General features: G+C 64.7%; 13 protein-coding genes. 6 read left to right on the top strand and 7 right to left on the bottom strand.

Going from position 1 to position 15392, the window contains the following annotated elements:
• Positions 1 to 74 precede the first annotated feature (74 nt).
• A complete protein-coding gene (locus K408_RS0104285) occupies positions 75 to 290 on the top strand; it encodes a hypothetical protein (RefSeq protein ID WP_029673845.1) in 216 nt (71 codons plus the stop codon).
• Between the two features lie 15 nt (positions 291 to 305).
• On the opposite strand, the gene atzF is transcribed toward K408_RS0104285, so the two are convergent.
• Both atzF and K408_RS0104275 read right to left on the bottom strand, forming a co-directional pair.
• Positions 306 to 2111, bottom strand: coding sequence for an allophanate hydrolase (gene atzF / locus K408_RS0104280; RefSeq protein WP_024337053.1), 1806 nt, complete (start codon positions 2109 to 2111; stop codon positions 306 to 308).
• A gap of 182 nt (positions 2112 to 2293) precedes the next feature.
• Positions 2294 to 2800 carry a MarR family winged helix-turn-helix transcriptional regulator gene (locus K408_RS0104275; protein WP_024337054.1) on the bottom strand — a complete coding sequence of 169 codons (507 nt, stop codon included), beginning with the start codon at positions 2798 to 2800 and terminating at the stop codon, positions 2294 to 2296.
• Between the two features lie 148 nt (positions 2801 to 2948).
• Here K408_RS0104275 and K408_RS0104270 point away from each other — a divergent pair, with 148 nt between their 5' ends.
• Entirely contained in the window at positions 2949 to 4802 is a 1854-nt protein-coding gene (locus tag K408_RS0104270; RefSeq protein ID WP_024337055.1) for a feruloyl-CoA synthase, read from the top strand.
• Positions 4803 to 5181: 379 nt separating this feature from the next.
• Here the strand turns inward: K408_RS0104270 and K408_RS0104265 are convergent, their stop codons facing one another.
• Entirely contained in the window at positions 5182 to 5688 is a 507-nt protein-coding gene (locus K408_RS0104265; protein ID WP_024337056.1) for a MarR family winged helix-turn-helix transcriptional regulator, read from the bottom strand.
• A gap of 83 nt (positions 5689 to 5771) precedes the next feature.
• On the opposite strand from K408_RS0104265, the gene K408_RS0104260 reads away from it, so the two are divergent.
• From K408_RS0104260 to K408_RS0104250, 3 genes are all read left to right on the top strand, one after another.
• Positions 5772 to 6980 carry a cytochrome P450 gene (locus tag K408_RS0104260; protein ID WP_024337057.1) on the top strand — a complete coding sequence of 403 codons (1209 nt, stop codon included), beginning with the start codon at positions 5772 to 5774 and terminating at the stop codon, positions 6978 to 6980.
• 12 nt (positions 6981 to 6992) lie between these two features.
• A complete protein-coding gene (locus K408_RS0104255; protein WP_024337058.1) occupies positions 6993 to 7316 on the top strand; it encodes a 2Fe-2S iron-sulfur cluster-binding protein in 324 nt (107 codons plus the stop codon).
• A gap of 72 nt (positions 7317 to 7388) precedes the next feature.
• A complete protein-coding gene (locus K408_RS0104250; RefSeq protein WP_024337059.1) occupies positions 7389 to 8600 on the top strand; it encodes an ABC transporter substrate-binding protein in 1212 nt (403 codons plus the stop codon).
• 51 nt (positions 8601 to 8651) lie between these two features.
• On the opposite strand, the gene K408_RS0104245 is transcribed toward K408_RS0104250, so the two are convergent.
• Complete coding sequence (locus K408_RS0104245; RefSeq protein ID WP_024337060.1) at positions 8652 to 9914, bottom strand: NAD(P)/FAD-dependent oxidoreductase; 1263 nt, start codon at positions 9912 to 9914, stop codon at positions 8652 to 8654.
• A 302-nt stretch (positions 9915 to 10216) separates the two neighbouring features.
• Between K408_RS0104245 and K408_RS0104240 the strand changes: the two genes are divergently transcribed.
• Complete coding sequence (locus tag K408_RS0104240) at positions 10217 to 11389, top strand: ABC transporter substrate-binding protein (RefSeq protein ID WP_024337061.1); 1173 nt, start codon at positions 10217 to 10219, stop codon at positions 11387 to 11389.
• Between the two features lie 360 nt (positions 11390 to 11749).
• Here the strand turns inward: K408_RS0104240 and K408_RS0104235 are convergent, their stop codons facing one another.
• Genes K408_RS0104235 through kaiC form a run of 3 tightly spaced genes read right to left on the bottom strand, consistent with a single transcriptional unit; the run spans position 11750 to position 15222 of the window.
• Positions 11750 to 13234, bottom strand: a complete 1485-nt coding sequence (locus tag K408_RS0104235; protein WP_063828462.1) for a sensor histidine kinase — start codon at positions 13232 to 13234, stop codon at positions 11750 to 11752.
• Positions 13234 to 13521 (bottom strand): circadian clock KaiB family protein, encoded by a 288-nt coding sequence (locus K408_RS0104230; protein ID WP_024337063.1) that lies wholly within the window; start codon positions 13519 to 13521, stop codon positions 13234 to 13236. The genes K408_RS0104235 and K408_RS0104230 overlap by 1 nt, the downstream gene beginning before the upstream one ends.
• A 3-nt stretch (positions 13522 to 13524) precedes the next feature.
• Positions 13525 to 15222, bottom strand: a complete 1698-nt coding sequence (kaiC, locus tag K408_RS0104225; protein ID WP_024337064.1) for a circadian clock protein KaiC — start codon at positions 15220 to 15222, stop codon at positions 13525 to 13527.
• Positions 15223 to 15392 lie beyond the last annotated feature (170 nt).

The following is a 15392-nucleotide window of genomic DNA, read 5'->3' as shown; positions in this document are numbered from 1 at the left end:
GAGCGAGCTCTCCCGTCGGGAACCCGGCTTTGCGGCGATCGTTTGCTCCCATCGATCCGATGAGGAGAAGCATCATGGCGTCGTCCGAGAAAGATCCCCGGCATCACACCCAGAAAATGAAGCAACGTCTGCAGGAGACCGTGACGCATCTGCGCGAAGACATCCGCAAGGTCGACGAGCCGCAGCTCACTGCCATGTTCGAGACGTCGGCCGAGGTGCTGTCGGGCCTCGTCAAGGCATTCGACGATTACGAGAAGAAGAACGAAGCCGCCTGGCGCAAATCGGCGTGAGATCGCAACTGTCTTCTACGCCGTCGCGGCTTCCGCCATGTAGGCGCGCCAGCCGCCGTAAGCGGTGATTTCGCGGGCGTCGCCCAGCGCTTCGGGCTCGACGAGAAACCCCTTCACCGGGCGCCCATCCGCAAGGCGCACCGTGCCGATCGCCATCGGTGCGGGGATCGCGCTGACGAACCTGCCGAAGGCGGACGGCGACAGCGACCAGATCTCCAGATCGATGGCGGCGCCCTTGCCGGCTGCGACGCGCAGCATGCCCGGTTTTGGCGGTGTAGTCTTGAGTGCGTAGAGCTTGTAGTCGGGGGCCGTCTTCGTCGCCTCGATCAGGCGTCCGTTCAGTGCGGTCAATTCGCCGTTGAGCGCCATGCCGGACAGATGCGCGCCGACGACTGCGATCGGTATGTCGTCGCCGGTGCTGGTGGCGAGCGCTGCGAGCGGGGGCTGCGCCGCACCCTTTGCGCCGATGGTCAGCTTCGTATCGGCATGGAACGCGCGGCCGATGCTCGCCAGCATCGCATCGCGTCCTGCGGGCGCGAGCAGCGTGACGCCGAACGGGATGCCGTCCGCGCGCATAGCCGCCGGCACCGCGAGGCCGCAGAGGTCGAGCAGGTTGACGAAATTGGTGTAGGTGCCGAGCCGGCTGTTGAGCTCGATCGGATTGGCCAGGACCTGCGCGGTCGTATAGGCCGTCGGCGCGGTCGGCAGCACCAGCGCGTCGATGCCTGCAAACGTCCGCTCGGCAATCTTGCGCAAGCCTTGCAGGCGGTATAGCGCGGAAAAGGTCTCCGCCGCGGTCAGTCGCGCGCCGGCCGCGGTGATCTCGCGCGTCACGGGATGGATGGCATCGGGCGCGGAGGCGAGCAGATCCTTGATCACGAGATAGCGCTCCGCGACCCACGGTCCCTCATAGAGCAGCCGCGCGGTCTCGTAGAACGGCTCGAGGTCGAATTCGACCAGCGTGGCGCCAAGCGCAGTGCATCGCTTCAGCGCATCGGCGTAAGCGGCTTCCGATTCCTTGTCGCCGAAGAAGATCAGCTGCCCGTTGCGCGGCACGCCCAGACGCAAGCTCGCAGGCAACGGCGTGAGGGCACCGAGCGGCCGGTCGCGCGAGAACGGATCCGCCGGGTCAGGTCCGGCCATCACCGACAGCGCGAGGGCAGCGTCGTCCACCGTCAGTGCGAACACCGAGATGCAGTCGAGCGTGCGGCAGGCCGGCACCAGGCCCGCATTGGAGATCATGCCGAGGCTCGGCTTCAGCCCGACGATGTTGTTGAGCATTGCCGGCACGCGGCCCGAGCCGGCGGTGTCGGTGCCGAGCGAAAGCGGCACGAGCCCGGCGCCGACGGCGACCGCGGAGCCCGAGCTCGAGCCGCCGGGAACGAGATCGTCACGGATCGGGTTTCTCGGGATGCCGTAGGGTGAGCGCACCCCGACAAGCCCGGTCGCGAACTGGTCGAGATTGGTCTTGCCGATGATGATGGCGCCGGCGGCACGCAGGCGCGCCACGGCGGTCGAGTCGCGTGCCGGCGAGTAGGAGAAGGCCGGGCAGGCCGCTGTGGTCGGAAAGCCCAGCGCGTCGATATTGTCCTTCACCGCGACCGGCACGCCGTAGAGCGGCAGACGCGCAGCATCCGCCGTGGCCAGTCTCTCGGCGTCCGCGATCGCGTCCTTCTCGTCGCGCAGGCTGATGAAGATTGCTGGGTCGCCGTGGTCGCGGATGCGCTGATAAGTCCGCGCTACCGTCTCTGCCGGCGTCCGCGTCCCCGCGCGATGCGCGGCCACAATCGCGGCAATCGTTTCAGGCTGCTCAGCCCCCATGGCGACAAAACTCCGGCAATCTGTCCTCGCCCGAGGGAAGCAAGCGATGTGCCATTGTGTACAGGATCAACGACGGCCGCGCGATCCCAAAACTGTAGTTTTCTGAGTAGCTTGCGTCTCGCTTGGAGAGCGCGCGTCAACCCGCGGCCATGCGCATCTGCTTAAATTATGAGCAGATTGGGTCAGGTGAAGTCGGCGAGGATCCTGAGCAGGTGTTGTCGGTTCTCCCGGCCTATCTTCGCCTCGACGTGGCGCTCGTGCTCGGCCGCGAGCCGCTTGAACTTCGCCAGCGCGGTCTCGCCCTGCGCGGTGAGGTGCAAGGCGTGGGAGCGCCGGTCCGTCTTCGACTTGATCCGCTTCACCAGCTTCCGCTGTTCGAGGCTGTCGAGCAGATGCACCAGTCGGGCGCGCTCGATGCCGAGCCGCTTTGCCACGGCCATCTGCGACAGTCCTGGATTGGCGCCGATCACCGTCAGCACCGAATATTGCGTCGGCCGGATGTCCACCTCGCCGAGCGTCTTGATGAAGTCCTGGAAGATCCAGATCTGGAAGCGCCGCACCGCATAGCCGGCGTGGCCGGCCAGCGCGTCGAGGCCGACGCCGTCGGCGGCATCGCGAGCCGCCGCACCATTGCCGGCACGCTTGCGAGGGGAAGGGCGATTGTCCGCCCGGGCTACGCTGGCTGTCACGTCGGTGTCTCCTGTCGCGCGACCCTAACGCCTCGTGGTCCCGAGAGAAAGATTGTTGTTGACGACAACAATTGCCGTGCCCAACATTATGGAAAGCGGCCCGAACGAGGCTGCGGCCGGACCCGTATCCGGGCGGAGGAGGAAACACATGACGGTCGTCCCAGACGGTGACGTTGCAGGCCTGTTCGCAACACCAAGGACCGTTGCAGAGCATCGCGCCGACGGCAGTATCGTGCTGCGCTCGCCCGAGCCACTGCGCGCGAGCGCGCGTTGCATCGGCGACTGGCTGGAGCAGTGGGCGCGGCAAACGCCGGATACGATCTTCCTGGCCGAACGTGGCGGTGTCGAGGCGCCCTGGATCACCGTCACCTACGCGCAGGCGCTGCGGCAGGTGCGCGCGGCGGCGTCGTGGATGCTGGCGCAGGGCCTCAGCGCCGAACGCCCGCTCGTGATCCTCTCCGACAACAGTATCGACCACGCGTTGCTCGCGCTTGCCGCCCAGCAAGTGGGCGTTCCCTCGGCCGCGATCTCGCCCGCCTATTCGCTGATGTCGAAAGACTTCGACAAGCTCAAGAGCATGATCGCATTGCTCGAGCCGGGCGCGATCTATGTTTCCGCAACCAAGCCTTTCGCAGCGGCGCTGGCCGCGATCAGGCCGCTGCACACGGCCCAGATCATCAGCGGCCATGACAAGGACGCCGATTCGCTGTCCTTCCGCACCATTGTGGAATCGCCAGAGACGTCCGAGGTCGCAAAGGCCTTTGCCGCGGTGACGCCGGACACGATCGCAAAGTTCCTGTTCACCTCGGGTTCGACCGGCACGCCCAAGGCGGTCATCAACACCCAGCGCATGCTGACCTCCAGCCAGCAGGCCAAGGCGCAGACCTGGACCTTCCTCGAAGAGAGCCGCGGCAATCTCGTCATTCTCGACTGGCTGCCCTGGAGTCACACCTTCGGCGCCAACCACAATTTCAATCTCGTGCTGCGCAACGGCGGCTCACTCTATATCGACGGCGGCAAGCCTGCTCCCGGCCTGTTCGCGATGTCACTCGCCAATCTGAAGAGCGTGATGCCGACGGTCTATTTCAACGTGCCGCGCGGCTTCGACATGCTGATCGCGGCGCTGCGAAGCGACGAGGAATTGCGCCGCCGCTTCTTCGGCGAGGTGAAATTCGCCTTCTATGCCGGCGCGGCGCTGCCGCAGAATCTCTGGGATGCTCTTGAGCAGCTTTCCATCGAGACCGTCGGCCGTGCGTTGCCGATGGTTTCGGCCTGGGGCTCGACGGAGACCTCGCCGCTCGCGACGGACTGCCATTTCCTGGCCGAACGTTCCGGCAATATCGGCGTGCCGATTCCCGGCACCGAGCTGAAGCTGGTCACCTCCGGCGACAAGCTGGAGGTGCGGGTGCGCGGTCCCAACGTCACGCCGGGCTATTGGAAGGCGCCGGAGTTGACGAAGCAGGCGTTCGATGACGAAGGCTTTTATCTCATCGGCGATGCCGTGAAACTTGCCGATAGCGCGCGGCCCGAGCGCGGCCTGTTCTTCGACGGCCGCGTCGCGGAGGACTTCAAGCTCAATTCGGGCACCTGGGTCAGCGTCGGCACGCTGCGCATCGCAGGCATCGCCGCGCTGGCGCCGCTGGCGCAGGACATTGTGGTGTCCGGCCACGGCGGCGACGAGGTGCGCTTTCTGGTGTTTTCGAATATCGCGGCGTGCCGCGCCCATGCCGGGCTGCCGGAGACGGCTGATGTGAGTGACGTACTGGCGCATGAGCGGGTCAGGGATGCAGTCGCGCAAGGCCTGGCGAAACTGCAGCAGCAGGCCCCCAACTCCTCCGGCCACGCCACGCGCGCTCTGTTGCTCGCCGAGCCGCCATCCGTCGACGGCGGCGAGATCACCGACAAAGGTTATATCAACCAGCGCGCCGTGCTGACGCGGCGCGCCGATGCGGTGGCGCGGTTGAACGACGACGCATCGGGCGAGTGGATCGGCTGCAGCTAAGTCACTTCGGGCAAAGCTCCTTCCACGCCGTCATTGCGAGGGGCTCCTGCGACGAAGCAGATTCGTCCCCGCGGAAGGATTCTGGATTGCTTCGCGGATCCTGTCATCGGGCCGCGCTTCGCGCGGACCCGTTGGCTCGCAATGACGGAAGATAGGGCAAGCGGCCCGCAGAACACGCCAGCCACCCTGCCGCAATATATTTCTGATTCTTTTGTTGCCTAAGCAACTAATTTGTGCGAACCGTTCCAGCCAGCGATGACGGCGGGGAAACTGCCGCGTCCCAATCCTGGAGGAAACGATGCTCGGCCCGCGTGGTGCCGTCGGCAGGCGCCGGCGCATGCCTGGATGTGACCGAAGGTGGCGCCCGAGGCGCGGCCCGTCAGGCCCCAGTGCCGCCGGTGACCGCGCCGAGATTTTCGTGCAGCCGCCGCAAGAGATCGATCAGCACCTCGCGCTCGTCCTTGCTGAGGCAGGACAACAGGCGGCGCTCACGTTCGAGCGCGGCGACGATCACCCTGTCATGCGTGGTGCGGCCCTTCGCGGTGAGCGAGATCGAATGGGTGCGGCCGTCGTTCGGATCGGTGCGGATCGAGACCAGCCCGCGCTTCTCGAGCCCCGTGAGCGTCCTGCTCACCGGTCCCTTGTCGAAGCCGATGACGTGGCAGATGCGCGAGGCGGGAATGCCGGGCTCGATCGCAAGCAGCGACATGATCCGCCATTCCGTGACGTTGACACCGAATTGCTTCTGATAGAACGCCGTCGCGCTGTTCGAAAGCTTGTTGGCGATGAAGGTGATGAACGCTGGCACGTAGCGGTCGAGATCGAGCGTCGGTCTCGCATCTGTGGGCGTGGGCTTGTGGCGGGCTCTGGTCGAAGACGGCGGCATATCGGGTTTCTGACTCGCGGCGGGCGCAAAGACCTAAGGGCATGCACCACCCTTTCACAAGATCAAAATGAGGGAGACCTTCCATGACCGCATCCGGCGCCGCGGGATCGGGCGTCCCGCATCTCGACGTCGATCCTTTCGACATGAGGTTTCTTGCCGACCCCTATCCGGCACATGAGCTGCTGCGGGAAGCCGGGCCCGTGGTGTATCTCGACAAATGGAACGTCTACGGCGTGGCGCGCTATGCCGAGGTCCATGCCGTCTTGAACGACCCCGCGACCTTCTGCTCCAGCCGCGGTGTCGGCCTGTCCGACTTCAAGAAGGAGACGCCCTGGCGACCGCCGAGCCTGATCCTCGAGGCCGATCCGCCCGCGCACACCCGCACCCGCGCCGTCCTGTCAAAAGTGTTGTCGCCGACCGTGATGAAGCAGGTCCGTGACCGCTTTGCCGAGGCGGCCGAGGCGCGTGTCGATGCCCTGCTGCAGATGCGCAACTTCGATGCGATCGCGGATCTCGCGGAGGCCTACCCGCTCTCGATCTTCCCGGATGCGCTCGGCCTGAAACCGGAGGGGCGTGAGCACCTGATTCCCTATGCCAGTGTGGTGTTCAACGCGTTCGGCCCGCCCAACCGGCTGCGCCAGGAGGCGATCGAACGATCGGCGCCGCATCAGGCCTACGTCGCCGAGCAGTGCCAGCGCGAGAATCTGGCGCCCGGCGGCTTCGGCGCCTGCATCCATGCGCAGGTCGACGAGGGCGCCATCACGGCCAACGAAGCGCCGCTGCTGGTGCGCTCGCTGCTGTCGGCCGGCCTCGATACCACCGTCAACGGCATCGGCGCTGCCGTGTACTGCCTCGCCCGGTTCCCGGACCAATGGAGTCGGCTGCGCGACGACCCCTCGCTCGCGCGCGGCGCGTTCGAAGAAGCCGTGCGGTTCGAAAGCCCGGTGCAGACCTTCTTCCGCACCACCACGCGGGAGGTCGAGCTGTCAGGTGCGAAAATCGGCGAGGGCGAGAAGGTACTGATGTTCCTTGCCGCTGCCAACCGCGATCCCCGCCGCTGGGACAGACCGGACAGCTACGACATCACGCGCCGCACCTCCGGCCATGTCGGCTTCGGCTCCGGCATTCACATGTGCGTCGGGCAGCTCGTCGCGCGCCTCGAAGGCGAGGTGATGCTGACGGCACTGGCCAGGCGCATCGCGAAGATCGAGATCACGGGTGAGCCAAAGCGCCGCTTCAACAACACGCTGCGTGGGCTCGACAGCCTGCCTGTGACGATCACCCCGGCCTGACGAGGAGCTTTGATGCCTGCCATCACCTTCATCCATCCCGACGGCAAGTCCGACCGCGTCGAGACCGCGGGCGGCGAGAGCGTCATGCAGGCCGCGACCCGTCACGGCCTCGACGGCATTCTGGCCGAATGCGGCGGCAACGCGATGTGCGCGACCTGCCACGTCTATGTCGACGAGAGCTGGCTCGCGCGACTGCCTGCGATGGCCGGCGACGAGGATGCGCTGCTCGACGGCACCGCCGCTGAGCGGCGACCGACCAGCCGGCTGTCCTGCCAGATCACGATCACGCCCGATCTCGATGGGCTCGTCGTCAAGCTGCCGGAGCGGCAGGTCTGACCTGCCGCTCCGTCTGATTTTCAAGATGCCGGCAACGACCGGCGCTGCAAGATATCCAACAGGGAGGGAAGAATGAAACATCTGAAGTGGACGCTTGCGCTGGCCGCGAGCCTGTTGTCCGGCGCGGCGAGCGCCGAGATTTCCGACAATGTCGTTCGCATCGGCGTGCTCAACGACATCTCGGGCATCTTCCAGGACACCAACGGCATGGGCTCGGTCGAGGCCGCGCGCATGGCGGCCGAAGACTTCAAAGGCGGCGGCAAGGGCATCAAGGTGGAGATCGTCTACGCCGATCACCAGAACAAGGCCGATGTCGGCAACGCCATCGCGCGCAAATGGCTCGACGTCGAAGGCGTCGATGCCATCGTCGACGTGCCGAACTCGGCCGTCGGCCTCTCCATCAATGCGCTCCTGCGCGACAGCCGCATGACCTTCCTGGCGTCCTCGACTGCAAGCTCGGATCTCACCGGCAAGGCCTGTTCGCCAAACACCATCCAATGGGTCAACGACGCCTGGGCAACCGGCAACACCACCGCCGCGGCGATGATGTCGCGCGGCGGCAAGGACTGGTACTTCCTCACGGTCGATTATGCGCTCGGCAAGGGCATCGAGGCGGAGGCGCAGAAATACATCGAGGGCCACGGCGGCAAGGTGGTGGGCTCCTCCAAGCATCCGCTCGGCACCTCCGACTTCGCCTCCTTCCTGCTGCAGGCGCAGGGCTCGAAGGCGCAGGTGATCGGCCTTGCCAACGCCGGCGGCGACACCATCAACGCCGTGAAGCAGGCCGCCGAATTCGGCATCCAGCAGAACGGGCAGAAGCTCGTCGCCTTCCTGCTCTTCATCAACGACATTCACGGCATGGGAATCAAGGTCGCGCAGGGCCTGCAGCTGATGGAGGCCTTCTATTGGGACATGAACGAGGACACCCGTGCGTTCGCCAGGCGCTTCGCCGCGCGTCCCGGCATGAACGGCAAGATGCCGAGCGGCAACCAGGCCGGCGTCTATGCCTCCACCCTGGCCTATCTCAACGCGGTTGCGGCGACCGGCAGCGACAACGCCAGGAACGTCGTGCCCGAGATGAAGAAGTTCAAAGGCAGGGACAAGTTGTTCGGCGATACCACCATCCGCCAGGACGGCCGCGTCGTGCATCCTATGTACCTGTTCGAGGTGAAGAAGCCGGAGGAGTCGAAATATCCCTACGACTATTACAAGCTGGTCTCGACCATTCCCGCAGAACAGGCGTTCCGCCCGCTGGCGGAGGGCGGGTGTGAATTGGTGAAGTAGGGTCAGCGAGCGCTCCTGCACCTTCTCCCGCAAGGGAGAAAGGGAAGAGGGCTACACCACCTTGCTGCTCCCCTGCGTGATCAGTCGCGCGGCGCGCTGATCCCGGGCGTAGATCCAGAGCCAGCTGAGCGCAACGCTCAGGCGGTGGCGGAGGCCGATCAGGAAGTAGATGTGGGCGATGCCCCAGATCCACCATGCGATGGCGCCGCGCAGCTTGACGCGGCCGAAATCGATCACGGCGAGACGCTTGCCGATCTGGGCGAGGCTGCCGGCGTGCTTGTAGCGGAAGGGGCCGGTCGCAGCACGGCGCAGGCGCGCTCTGATGGTCTCGGCGACATGGCGGCCCTGCTGCTTGGCGGCAGGGGCAATGCCCGGCACCGGCTTGCCATTCCAGGCGTTGATGCTGACGGTATCGCCGATCGCAAAGATCTCGGGATGGCCGGGAATGGTGAGATCGGCCTCCACCTGCACGCGGCCGGCGCGGTCGCTCGGCGCGCCCAGCCATTCGGCCGCGGGGGAAGCGCGCACGCCGGCGGCCCAGATCCTGGTCCTTGCCTCGAGCAGCTTGCCGCCGAATACGACCCCGTCACGATTGATCTCGGTGACGGCCTGCCCGAGCACGACCTCGACGCCGATCTTTTCCAGCGAGGCCTGGGCATAGGCCGAGAGATCGTCGGGGAAGCCTGCGAGCACGCGGGGGCCTGCCTCGATCAGCACCACGCGCGCCTTGCGCGTGTCGATGCTGCGGAAATCGCCGGGCAGGGTGTGATGCGCCATCTCGGCGATGGTGCCCGCAAGCTCGACGCCGGTCGGGCCGCCGCCGACGATGACGAAGGTCAGCTGCGCGGCGCGCTTGGCGGGATCAATCTCGCGCTCGGCGCGCTCGAACGCCACCAGGATGTGCCGGCGCAGAGTGGTGGCATCCTCCAGCGTCTTCAGACCGGGCGCAAATTGCTCCCATTCGTCGTGGCCGAAATAGGCGTGCCGCGCGCCGGTGGCGAGCACCAGCGTGTCGTAGGGCACCTCGCTGCCGTCGTCGATCAGCACGCAACGACGTGCCGTATCCACCCCGCTTACAGTGGCAAACAGCGTCGTCACATCGCGGCGGTCCCGCATGAGATGGCGGATCGGCCAGGCGATCTCGCTGGTCGCGAGCGAGGCGGTCGCGACCTGGTAGAGCAGCGGCTGGAACAGATGATGGTTGCGGCGGTCGATCAGCGTGATCTGCACCGGTGCGCCCGCAAGCCGGTAGGTCGCCTCCAGCCCGCCGAAGCCGGCGCCGACGATGACGACGCGATGGGGAGTTGCGGCCATGATGCACCCTTTGATCTCGCTGCTGCTCTACGCCTTCATTTAAGTGCGGATCGGGCGCCGCGGTCCAATAGCCGTCATCAATGACCGCATAGGCTTGCTGTATCGATCCGGCGCGAAAAAGGGCCGCAGCCGTCCCAGAGGTGGGTAGAATTATATTTCTTGCCATCGTCGATTGAGGCGAAATATGGTGCAGGGGCGGACGCTGAGCCATTGGCGGCTCCACGGATTTTACGTTGAATAGAGACAGGCTTGGAGCGGCGATCACCCCGTTTCCGGGACCGATAATAAGGAGGAAGTTGGTTATGAGGACGGCATTTTGGCTGGCGGGCGCAGCGGCGCTGGTGCTGGCAAATCAGGCATTCGCCGGCGACACCATCAAGATCGGTTTCGTTTCGACGTTCAGCGGCCCGACCGCCGTGATCGGCAACGATATGCGCAATTCCTTCGAACTCGCGCTCGACCATCTCGGCCGCAAGATGGACGGCAAGCCGGTCGAGGTGATCTACGAGGACGACGGCCAGAAGCCGGACGTCGGCAAGCAGAAGACCGAGAAGCTGGTGCAGTCCGACAAGGTCGACTTCATCGTGGGCTATATCTGGTCGAACGTGCTGCTCGCCTCGCTGAAGACTGCAGTGGACTCGCAGACATTCCTGATCTCCGCCAATGCCGGCCCGTCGCAGCTCGCCGGCGAGCTGTGCTCGCCCTACGTGTTCTCGACCTCGTGGCAGAACGATCAGACGCCGGCCGCCATGGGCCTCTATATGAACCAGAAGGGCGTCAAGAGCGTGTTCCTCATCGGACCGAACTATGCGGCCGGCAAGGACATGCTCGCCGGCCTCAAGAGCACGTTCAAGGGTGAGGTCAAGGGCGAGGAGTACACGGTCTGGCCGAGCCAGCTCGACTTCTCCGCCGAGCTCTCCAAGGCCCGCGCCTCCGGCGCCGAATCGATCTTCGTGTTCTACCCGGGAGCTGCCGGCGTGCAGTTCCTCAATCAATATGCCCAGGCGGGCTTGAAGAGCACGATGCCGCTCTACACCGCTTTCACCATCGACGAGCTGTCGCTGCCGCTCCAGAAGGAGAACGCACTCGGCGTTCCCGGCGCGCAGGAATGGGTCAACGATCTCCCCAACGAGCAGAACAAGCGTTTCGTCGCCGACTACCGCAAGAAATATCCCGGCCTGCGCCCGACCTATTACGGCGCGCAATCCTACGACGCGGCGCAGCTGATCAATAGTGCGGTGGTCGCGGTGAAGGGCGACACCAGCAAGAAAGATGCGATGAAGGCCGAGATGGAGAAGGCCAACTTCAAGTCGCTGCGCGGCGCCTTCAAGTTCGGCAACAACCACATTCCGATTCAGAGCTTCTATCTTCAGGACGTCGTCAAGGACGCCGAAGGCCAGCTCGCCCTGAAGACCGTCGCCACCATCGTCGAGAACAACCAGGATCGGTTCCACGAGAAGTGCAAGATGAAGTGAGCTCGAACTCTGCGCCTCGTCCCGCTTGCGGCAGGGCAATCGCACAGGACACGCGGCGGGATACTCGCCTGCGGCCATCCTTCGAGACGCCCGTCTCCGGCCGGCCCTCAGGGTGAGGACCACGCGCGCGGCAGCAGTTCAGCGGCCGCGGTGCCACTTCGCCTCATCCTGAGGAGACCGCGAAGCGGTCGTCTCGAAGGATGAGGCGCTTGCTCATGCTCTTCCGAACGTCATACGCGATAGCCCTGCCGCTCGTGGGGAGAGGGGCGGGGTGACGGGGCTCTGCCGGACGGCCGGGGGGATGTGATAAGCCCACGCCGTCAGTGCGAGTGCTGGACAACGGCGCAGTCAGCGGCGGTATCAGGAAAGGAAGTGGCCGTATTTCGGAATCACGATCTGGCAAACCACGCCGCTCGGACGGTATTCGAGCTTCGTGCCGCCGTTGGGACCGCTACCCAGGCTGCGCGAGATCAAGGTCTGTCCGAAGCCTGAGGTCGTCGGCGGCGTCACCAGGGGGCCATCGCGTTCTTCCCATTCGATCTGCAGGGCGCCGTCCTCGAGCAGGCCAAGGCGCCGAACCGACAGCTTGCCGGATCGGGTCGAAAGCGCGCCGTATTTCACCGCGTTGGTCGTCAGCTCGTGGAAGACGAGCCCAAGGGAGACGGCCGTCTTGGAATCCACGGAAATGTCCAGTCCTTCCATGGTGATGCGTCCGCTGGATAGCGTTGCATAGGGCGCAAGCTCGACGCGAAGCACATCCTTGATCTGCAGGTTCTCCCAGGACGCGTTGGACAGCAGCGTGTGGGTGGCCGCCAAGGCCTGGATGCGGCCGGAAAAGGATTTCTGGAAGTCCTCGATCGTACGTTCGTGAGCTGCGGTGCGGGCCGAGATCGCCAGCACCATGGCAAGCGTGTTCTTGACGCGGTGGTCGAGCTCGCCCATCAGAAGAGCCTGGCGGCGCTCGGCGGCCTTGCGCTGCGACAGGTTGATCAGCGTGACCACGCAGCCCTGTGTCCGGTCGCCGGATACGATGAGCGGCGCTGCGCTGATCATGACGTCCGTGACGTCGATCGCCGATGTCTTCACGGCGGCTTCGAGTCCCTGAACCGGCGTGCCGCTGGTCGCCATCGCGACGATATCGGCGCCTGACATCAGCTCGGACGCATCGGCGAAGGTCAGCTCGATCGCCTCCTCGAACGGCTTTCCGATCGGAGCCTCGGCGCAGATCCGCTCGGCGGCAGCATTGATGTGAGTGACCCTGCCGGAGCGGTCGCAAACGATGACGGCCTCGTTGGCCGAGGCGAGCACGGACCGCGCCAGCCGCTCCGATTCCTTGGCGGCGGCGATCTGCTCCCGTTCGCTGATGTCTGTGAAGGTAATCGCGACCCCGCTCACGATGCCGAAATCGATCGGGGCTCCCGTGAGGAGAAAGCTGCGCTCGCTGTCACCCACGCGAACGTGGATTTCGGCGGATTGGCGTTCCTTCAACGCCTGTGTCAGCAGGCGGCGGAACGTGGTCTGATTGACGGCATCGAGGATGTCCAGCAGCGCCTGCCCCGACAATGCGCCGGCCGGCCGGTCCAGCAATTTGCACAGCGCCTGGTTGGCATAGAGCAGCTGGCCCTCGGCGTCGAAGGCCGCGGCGCCGATGTCCATCGCCTCCATGAAGGTGCGGTAGGACTGGCTGCCGCCTTCGAGCGTGAAGACCTGTTCGGTGGCTCCGCCCTTGATGACCACGGCATCGATCTCGCCCTCGCGGATGGCCCGGAGCGTCTCCTCGGCTTCATAAAGCCGAGCTTCGAGCTCATCCCGGGTCAACGCGGATACGAGCGACACCACCGTCATCATCCCTCAACCGACAGATGAACTAGAACCTTCTGGGTGTCCGAAAGGTCCCCGATGATCTTGCGAATGGGGACCGGAAGCTCCTTCACCAGGGTCGGGATGGCGACGATGCCGTGCTCGCGCGCCAGCTGCGGCTGCTTCTTGAGATCGACCACCTCGACCTTGTACTTGCCTGCCAGATGTTCGGAGCAGATCTTTTCGAGATTGCGGATCGCGGCGAGCGATTTGGGTGTCTCGCCGGCGACGTAGAGGACGAGCTTCACGGGCTCGTTGCTTGCTTGGGACATGGTTCAGTCCTGTCTTGTCTTGCCGGAGGGGGCTTCCATTCCCCGTCCCCGCGCAAGTGCTGCGGCGTCGTCCCGGCTCTGCTGAAGGTAATGCGTCTCGGCCGAAACGAGGCGGTTGAGTTCAGCCTCGTCGGCATCAATATCGGCCTTGAGGGCCTCGATCTGCGCGAGGGCACGCCGCCGCCGCTGCGTCACCTGGTCCTGCAGGCGCGCGACCTCGGACCGCCTCGTCGCTTCTGTCCGCCGGGCCCGCGCTTCCTCGTTTCGGCGGGCCGAACCGGTCAATGCGCCGCCTTCGCCGAGGTAGGGCTCCAGCAGGTGAATGCCGCTGCTCGACATCACGAACTCGCGAACCTGGTTGGAATGGGCGATGCCTCGCGCCTTCAGCAGATAGAGCTCTCTGTTGAACTCGCCGTTCGCCTCGCGGTTTAGCAACAGGATCCATCCGTCCATCAGTGACGACAGGCCGGCATCGGTTTCCGCCTGCTGGACGTTGGCAAGATGGGTGAAGACGGCCGTGACGCCATTGGATTTGAGGTAGTCGACGATGCGCAAAAGCATCGTCTGAACCTCGCTGATGTCAGCCGACCCGGTAAATGCGGAGATCGGATCGAGCACGACGAGCTGCGGCTTGAACCTGCCGATCTCGCGCAACATGATCGCGAGATGCATCTCGAGAGAATAGAACGTCGGGCGTGTCGCGATGTAACGCAACTGCCCGTCCTTCAGCCATTTGCCGAGGTCGGTGCCGATCGACTTCATGTTGCGAACGGTCTGAGCCTCGGACTCCTCGAACGACAAATAGAGTGCGCGCTCGCCACGTTCGCAGGCAGCGTTGGCCATCATGCAGGCCAGCGAGCTCTTGCCCGAGCCGGCGACGCCGGTGAGCAGGATGCTGCTGCCGCGATAGAAGCCGCCGCCGGTCAGCATGGCGTCGAGGTCAGGCACGCCGGTCGAGATGCGATCGTCGAATACCTTGTGGCCGAGGCCGAGCGAGGAAACCGGCAGCACGCTGAAACCGTCCTCGTCGATCAGGAACGGATATTCGTTGGTGCCGTGGGCGGTCCCGCGATATTTGACGATGCGCAGGCGGCGCGTCGAGATCTGGTTGTCGACACGGTGATCGAGCAGGATCACGCAGTCGGACACATATTCCTCCAGGCCCTGACGTGTCAGGCTGCCGTCGCCGCGCTCGCCGGTGATGACCGCGGTCAGGCCCTTCTGCTTGAGCCAGTCGAACAGGCGGCGGATCTCGGCACGCAGGATCGCTGGGTTGGAAAATGCGGAGAACAGGCTTTCGATCGTGTCGAGCACGATGCGCTTGGCGCCGATCTGGTCGACGGCGAATTCAAGCCGCAGGAAAAGGGCCTCGAGATCATAGTCGCCGATCTCCGCGACTTCCGCTGGATCGATTTCGATGTGCTCGATGTGAATCCGCGACTGATCGATCAGTCCCTGTAGATCAAAGCCAAGCGAGTCAACGTTGGCCACGATGTCGACGGGGCGCTCCTCGAAGGTTACGAAGACCCCAGGCTCGTCGTGGAGCCGCGCGCCGTTGAAGAGGAATGTCGACGCGAACAATGTCTTGCCGCAGCCGGCCGAACCGCAGACCAGAGTTGGCCGTCCGGTGGGAAGGCCTCCAAGTGTGAGATCGTCGAAGCCTTCGATGCCGGTTGCAGATTTCGTGATGCCTTCAGTCATGCCCTGTCCTGGTTCCGGGCATTTTTTCTAAGCAAAGAATGGCGGGCCGCATAGAGGGGAGCTTATGCAATTTTGCCGCCTCACCCTCGGAACAAACCTCGCTGATATCGGTTGTATTGCCTCTTCTTCGTGCAGCTATCAGCAGCTGAGGTCAGCTATTCGTCTCGCTG

The sequence above is a fragment of the Bradyrhizobium sp. in8p8 genome (genome assembly GCF_000426845.1).
Lineage (GTDB): Bacteria > Pseudomonadota > Alphaproteobacteria > Rhizobiales > Xanthobacteraceae > Bradyrhizobium > Bradyrhizobium japonicum_C.
This window is presented reverse-complemented; position numbering and strand designations above follow the sequence as displayed.